5 protein-coding genes and 1 pseudogene are annotated in these 6,518 nt (G+C 50.9%); 3 read left to right on the top strand and 3 right to left on the bottom strand.

Annotated features, from left to right (window positions below):
- Positions 1-1,388, bottom strand: a pseudogene (locus tag AC07OI_RS25485) (hypothetical protein); the annotation flags it as partial.
- A 181-nt stretch (positions 1,389-1,569) separates the two neighbouring features.
- On the opposite strand from AC07OI_RS25485, the gene AC07OI_RS25480 reads away from it, so the two are divergent.
- Both AC07OI_RS25480 and AC07OI_RS25475 read left to right on the top strand, forming a co-directional pair.
- Positions 1,570-2,124, top strand: coding sequence for an SRPBCC family protein (locus tag AC07OI_RS25480; RefSeq protein ID WP_495259163.1), 555 nt, complete (start codon positions 1,570-1,572; stop codon positions 2,122-2,124).
- A gap of 207 nt (positions 2,125-2,331) precedes the next feature.
- Positions 2,332-3,270, top strand: coding sequence for a 4-hydroxyproline epimerase (locus AC07OI_RS25475; RefSeq protein WP_495259162.1), 939 nt, complete (start codon positions 2,332-2,334; stop codon positions 3,268-3,270).
- Between the two features lie 61 nt (positions 3,271-3,331).
- On the opposite strand, the gene AC07OI_RS25470 is transcribed toward AC07OI_RS25475, so the two are convergent.
- Together AC07OI_RS25470 and AC07OI_RS25465 are read right to left on the bottom strand one after the other, a co-directional pair.
- Positions 3,332-4,474, bottom strand: a complete 1,143-nt coding sequence (locus AC07OI_RS25470) for an ABC transporter substrate-binding protein (protein ID WP_495259161.1) — start codon at positions 4,472-4,474, stop codon at positions 3,332-3,334.
- 167 nt (positions 4,475-4,641) lie between these two features.
- Positions 4,642-5,409: a PAS domain-containing protein gene (locus tag AC07OI_RS25465; RefSeq protein ID WP_495259160.1), complete on the bottom strand. Its 768-nt coding sequence runs from the start codon at positions 5,407-5,409 to the stop codon at positions 4,642-4,644.
- Between the two features lie 343 nt (positions 5,410-5,752).
- On the opposite strand from AC07OI_RS25465, the gene AC07OI_RS25460 reads away from it, so the two are divergent.
- Positions 5,753-6,421: a GntR family transcriptional regulator gene (locus AC07OI_RS25460; RefSeq protein WP_492706993.1), complete on the top strand. Its 669-nt coding sequence runs from the start codon at positions 5,753-5,755 to the stop codon at positions 6,419-6,421.
- Positions 6,422-6,518 lie beyond the last annotated feature (97 nt).

Genomic DNA, 6,518 nt, shown 5'->3' with positions numbered 1-6,518 from the left:
TGTGCTTGTGCTTGTGCTTGTGCTTGTGCTTGTGCTTGTGCTTGTGCTTGTGCTTGTGCTTGTGCTTGTGCTTGTGCTTGTGCCTGTGCCTGTGCTTGTGCCTGTGCTTGGGCACGTTGCTCATCTGCCTTTTGTTTTGCCGCCAGCTCTTCCGATTTCTGTTTGGCTAGCTGCTCTTCATTTTTTTGTTTGGCGACCAATTCTTCTTGTTGTTTCTGACGTGCAGCGGCTTGCTGGCGCTGTTCTTCCTGCTTGCGTTTTTCTGCTTCCAGCGCGACTTGCTGTTCTTTTTCTTTTAGCTGCTGTTGTTCTTTGGCCTGTTGCTGTTCTTTCTGTGCCTGGGCCAACTGCTGTGCCAGTTGCTGGGATTTTTGCTGTCTTTCTTCTTCCTGGCGCTTGTTGTCGTCCTGACGTTTTTGTTCTGCTACCTTGATTTCTTCAGCCTGGGCTGCTTCGCGCTGGGCGCGGCGGTTTTGTTCTTCTGCTTCCAGTTGTTTTTGCAGGGCTAAGGCAGCTGCTGCCTGACGGCTGGCGTCATCGGCGAGTTTACGATTTTCATCGTCAAACTGCTTGCTTAATTGCTGGAGTTCGGCCTTGCCATTGGTGCTGGCTTGTTGTGCCAGTTCATCTGCCTGCTTGCGCATCAGTTCTTCGCGCTTTTTGCGTTTTTGTTCTTTCGCCTGCTCTTTGGCGGCTTTTTCTTGCGGGGTTTCCTGCTCCACGCCTTCTTGCGCTATGTTGTCATATTGCTTTTTAGGATCAGGCTCCGCATCAGCTTTTTTGGGTACATCGTCAGGATTAGGTACAGCCATGGAAAAACTGTCTTCACGTGCAACGTCCTGTGTAATCACACGTGCCACATCAGGTGCCATGACCTTGCGCTGTTGCGCTACTGGCGGTGCAGTATCAGTTTTGACTTTTTGCACAGCCCGCGGCTTGCTGGCCACTTTGGTTTGTACTGGCGTCGGTGCAGGTGCGGCTTTTTGTGGTGCAACCAGGCGTATGCCGGAATTGGCTGCCTTGCTTTCAGCCTTTGCAGTGGCACCGCTTTCTTTCACACTGGCTGCCGCGACTGTGGATGCAGGTGCAGGATCAGACTTGGGTGTAATTTCCTTAACTGGCACTACAGGTGTAATGGGGGCAGACGATTCAGCAGCAGAGGTAGCAACAGCGGCACTAGCCGCGGCAGGCTTGTCGTTGCTGCCTGGAGCGGCATTGGCGATCTGTACCGTGATTTGCGGTGACTCGGCCCTGCGCTTGTTCCAGGGGGCTTCCAACCCCGGCATACCCAGGCCAGGCAAACCAAACTGCAGCGACAGAATAAAGATATGCACGGCGATAGAGATGAGCAAACCGCCAGTCAGGCGTTGCTTGATCTCTTTGGGCATGGCATTTTCAGTTTGGGCTGGATACAGATTCATGCAACAAGTTTAATTTTTCCTCAGGTCTGACTGATTATCGCATGGTCAAAACACGAAACGTACTTTACCATCTGTATGCATCAAAAAAGTGCTTCAACATGAGAAATTCACGTCCTGAATTTGATGGCCCACCAAAAAGGAGTTACAGATGAACCCTTGCCTGCGCATTTTCGCCGCCTCTGCCCTCCTTGGTCTGGGTACCCCGGCGACGGCAGAAGTTGTCAATATAAGTAGTAATGGTTTCCAGATACGTCATGAAGTATCACTGAATATACCACCCGAAGAAGCCTATGAGCTTTTAGTCAATGTCGGCAACTGGTGGAACCCTTCACACACTTATACGCATAACACCAGGAACCTGAGCATTGATGCCCGGCCAGGTGGCTGTTTTTGTGAGAGATACCCTAACGGGGGCGGCGTACAGCATATGAGCGTAGTGCATGCTGCCTCTGGCAAAGCCTTGCGCATGTCAGGCGCACTAGGCCCCATGCAGGCACACGGCCTGGCTGGCAGCATGAGTTGGGATTTTATCCCGCAAAAAGCAGTTGAGAACAGCCCGGCTCTGAGCAAACTGGTGCTGACTTATAGCGTAGGTGGTTATATGCTGGGCGGCTTTGAAAAAATGGCCCCTATGGTGAATGGCATGCTGGGCGAACAAATCACGCGCTACAAGAATTTCGCAAATACCGGCAAGGTGGATTGAGCGTATATCACCTCTCTGAACCTGGGCCAGCATTGCCAATATGGCTATGCTGATTTCGTCGCACACCTGCTGAATTTGTGTCAAGACAGCTACCGTAGTTTTGCCTAAGCTGACGCCAATAAGTATTCCCTGATGAATCAGGCTTCCTTTACCTCGAACAATCTGATTCAGCAAACCTCAGCAAACACATTCCACACTGGCAAAAACATGAAAAAAATCTCGGTCATTGATTCACATACTGGTGGTGAACCTACGCGCATTATTATTGATGGCGGCCCCGACCTGGGCGCGGGTGACCTGGCTACGCGTTTGCAGGTATTCCGTGACAAATTTGATCATTATCGTTCAGCGACTGTTTGCGAACCACGCGGTTCGGATGTGATTGTCGGTGCGCTCGCTTGCGCACCGCATGATCCATCCTGCACGGCTGGTGTAATTTTTTTCAATAATGTCGGTTATCTGGGCATGTGCGGCCACGGCATGATAGGTTTCATCGTTACTCTCGCCTACCAGGGCCAGATCAAGGCAGGCAAGCACAAGATAGAAACCCCGGTCGGTATCGTGGAAGCAGAGCTGCATGCCGACAACACGGTGACAGTGCACAATGTACCCGCCTACCGTTATCGCCAGGCGGTGGAAATTGATGTTGCCGGACATGGCCAGGTCAGTGGCGATATCGCCTGGGGTGGTAACTGGTTCTTTTTGATCAATCAGCATGGACAAGACCTGCGCTTGTCAAACGTTGAGCAATTGACAGACTTCAGCTGGCGCGTCCGCAAAGCACTGGAAGCACAAGGCATCACTGGCGAAAACGGTGCCCTGATCGATCATGTAGAATTATTTGGTCCACCCATGTCTACCGACAACCATAGCCAGAACTTTGTGTTGTGCCCCGGTAAAGCCTATGACAGGTCCCCTTGCGGTACCGGCACCAGCGCCAAACTGGCTTGCTTGGCAGCGGATAAGAAACTGGAAGAAGGCCAGGTCTGGCGTCAGGAAAGCATACTCGGCAGCGTCTTTGAAGCCAGCTACCGTTATGCAGAAGATGGCAAGATCTTGCCCAGCCTGCGTGGCAGCGCCTTTGTCAATGCTGAAACGCAGTTATTGCTGGATGAGCGCGACCCCTTTGTCTGGGGCATACGCTAAGCAGTTTGCCGCTTGATGACCTCAAAGATAACTCAGCAGTAATCAAGCGGCATATCAGGGATTAGCGTAAAAAACGCCCGTCTTTCGACACCACGGTCAGCTCAGCATAGTCTGAGCCCTGGTGATTATTTTTGCCAAAGTTGACGATGAAGCCGTCAAAGTCTGTGCGGCCCATGCCTTCCAGTGCGGTGATCAGGCGTTCACTGTTAACATCCTTGCCAGCGCGCTTGATGGCTTCGACAAATACCTTGGCATCCAGAAAACCTTCTATGCCCAGATAAGAATATTCCTTGACACCCATCTTGCTCATGACTTTCTGATAGTCACGCACCAGCGTCGTGGTAGCAGAAAACGGGAAAGGCAACACCTGGGAAATGATGACGCCTACGCCATCCTTACCCAGCGCATTGATACCCGCCTGCGAAGCCAGTACTGACAACGCAAAATACTGCATGCCCTTGACCTTTTTGTTATACGCCAGGATGAAGTCGCTGGAAACTTTGCCCGCCGTGATCAGGATAATGGATTGCACATCTGCGGCTTCCATGTTGCTGACCGCTTTTTCCAGATCAGATGAATCGCTATTGACGCTGACGGTAGATGCCAGTTTCAACTGGCGCTTGCTGGCTGCCTGCTCTATGCCTGCCAGGCCTTCCTTGCCGAAGGCATTGTTCTGAACCACCACGCCCACTTTTTTGATGCCACGTACGCTCAGATGGTCAATGATTTTTTCGGTTTCGGTGACATAGCCAGCGCGAATATTAAAGATGCGGCGATTAAACGGCTTGCGCACCACTTCTGCCCCAGTCACTGGCGCAAAACTGACTATGCCGGCTTCATCCAGCAGGGGGATCAGCGCCGTATTGGCCGGTGTGCCCAGCATGCCGAACAAGGCGACGACTTTTTCTTTTTCTATTAACTGCTTCGCGTTGGCGATGGATTTAGTGGCGTCGTAGGCATCATCCAGGATGACCAGACGTATCTTGCGGCCATTCACGCCACCTTGTGAATTGATGTAGTCGAAATAGGCTTTGGCCCCGGTGGAATGAGCAACACCCAGTTCAGCCAGGGTACCGGTCAAAGCAGTCGATTGACCAATGATGATGTCATTCGCATCTGCGTAGGCACTGACACTACAGCACAACATCAAATTGACGAGCAAAAGCCTGGCCATCGCTTTACAGCGATTTAATTTTACAAACATAGTGTCTCCAGTGTTTTATTTCCTTCTGTGCAAGATGCCAGAAGGTATTTTGGTTTTATGCCTGACAGAGTTTCTGTAAAGCATTGCCCAAAGAATAAAACACATCCCCGTCAAAGATTGTCATTTGAGTGACAATTAAGTTGCCGTAAGAAAACATCTATCTGCATTTAGCTACGTACCACTACATCACGATATTCACTGGGGGTCATGCCGACTGTCGCCTTAAAGATACGGGAAAAAGCACTGTGATCCTGGTAACCACAGGCTACGGCGATATCCGTAATGCTTAATTGTGACTCGGCCAGCAAGGAAGAAGCAGCGTCCAAGCGGATTTTGACCATCATCTGCCTGGGTGTAAGCGAAAATATCTTGTGAAAATTACGTTCCAGCTGCGCCACCGACAAGCCCGTCAGTTTGACCAGGTCTGCCATGGCAATAGTTTGCGTATAGTTTTGATGCAGGTGCTTTACCGCTGCAGCAATCTTGGCATACACAGGATGGCGCTGGTCAGGCATGGCCAGGTCGCGTGAAATGCCGGTCATGCCTATGATTTGATGACGGGTATCACGCAAAGGGATTTTTTGCGTCAGACACCAGCCTGGCGAACGGTTAGGGTACAGATGTAGTTCGAGCTGATCATGGATTTCTTTTTTACCACTCAAGACCAGTGCGTCTTGTGTTGCATAGCTAGTTGCCAGTGAGGAAGGAAACACCTCTTCCGCCTTTTTACCTAACAAGGCCTCCTTGTCCCTGACACCGCAGCGCCTGACGAGAGTGTGATTTACCACCAGATAACGCCCTTCATTATCCTTGACGAAAAAGACGATATCCGGCATGGCATCGAACAGGCTTTCAGAAAAAAACACATTCGCCATCTGGCTGGCCATTAGCTGACGTTTTTCCTGGGCGGGAAAGGGGGGGGCTGGCAGCGTCAATTGATCAACTCCATAAACAAAAAGGACGAGAAAGGGTGAAAAAGGAATGGAAAATATTATGTTGCAATTAATCTAATTTTTAAATATATTTAAATTATATTAGAAAAGTGCAGCTTATCTCAAAATCCAGTCTAAAATCTACACCTATGCCGATTTCTGCGCAAATCATCAGCAAATAAGGACAGCCCATGGCAAAATTAGAGACAGGAATATATTGCTATCCATCAAAAAACTGCGATAGTTATAGAAAAACGCGCAGAATTTGATGAGTCTGGCTTTTTACAAGGTAAAATTCGTACACGAATAGGTAAAATCCATACAAAATACAGAACATGGATATCTGATGCTTGCTACTCCTGAAAAAACACCCGCTTTTGCCCCCAAGCTGCGCGCTGCCGACGTTGCCTATGACGCTATAGAAAGCATGATCGTCACGCTGCAGTTAAAACCCGGCTCACCCGTAGTCGAGTCTGAACTGGTAGAAAGAACCGGTCTGGGCCGTACCCCGCTACGCGAAGCCCTGATGCGCATGTCTTCAAATGGCCTGATACAGCAGATGCCCAGACGCGGTCTGATCATCAGCGACATCGAAGCCGCCGAGCACATGACGCTGATAGAAACCCGCCGCGTCATCGAACGCCTGATCGCCGCCAGCGCCGCCCGCCGCGCCACGCCGCAACACCGCAAAGACATCATAGAATGCGCCGACAAAATGCTGGTCGCCGCCAAGCGCAATGACCTCAACGACTACATGGCCGCCGACCAGGCCCTCGATCACGTAGTCCACGAGGCCTGCCGCAACCCTTCTGCGGTCGCCGCCGTCATCCCCCTCATCATCAAATGCCGCCGCTTCTGGTATGCCTTCCAGCACGAAGGCGACATAGAAGAAGGCGCCCGCTGCCACATGCTGGTCGCCAAGGCAATTGCCAAAGGCAATGAAGAACAGGCAGCCAAAGCGGCGGATGGCTTGATGGATTACCTGGAGTCGTTTGCGCGCAAGGTGATTGGGTAGGTGAGGTAGAAGCACTCACACCGTAACCAAAAGAATATGAACCAAGGTCGTAATGACGTTGGGGTTGGTTTTGACTTTTCGCAGTTCCCATGTGTCG

This window comes from Undibacterium sp. GW821-FHT07F11 (assembly GCF_059418665.1).
This window is presented reverse-complemented; position numbering and strand designations above follow the sequence as displayed.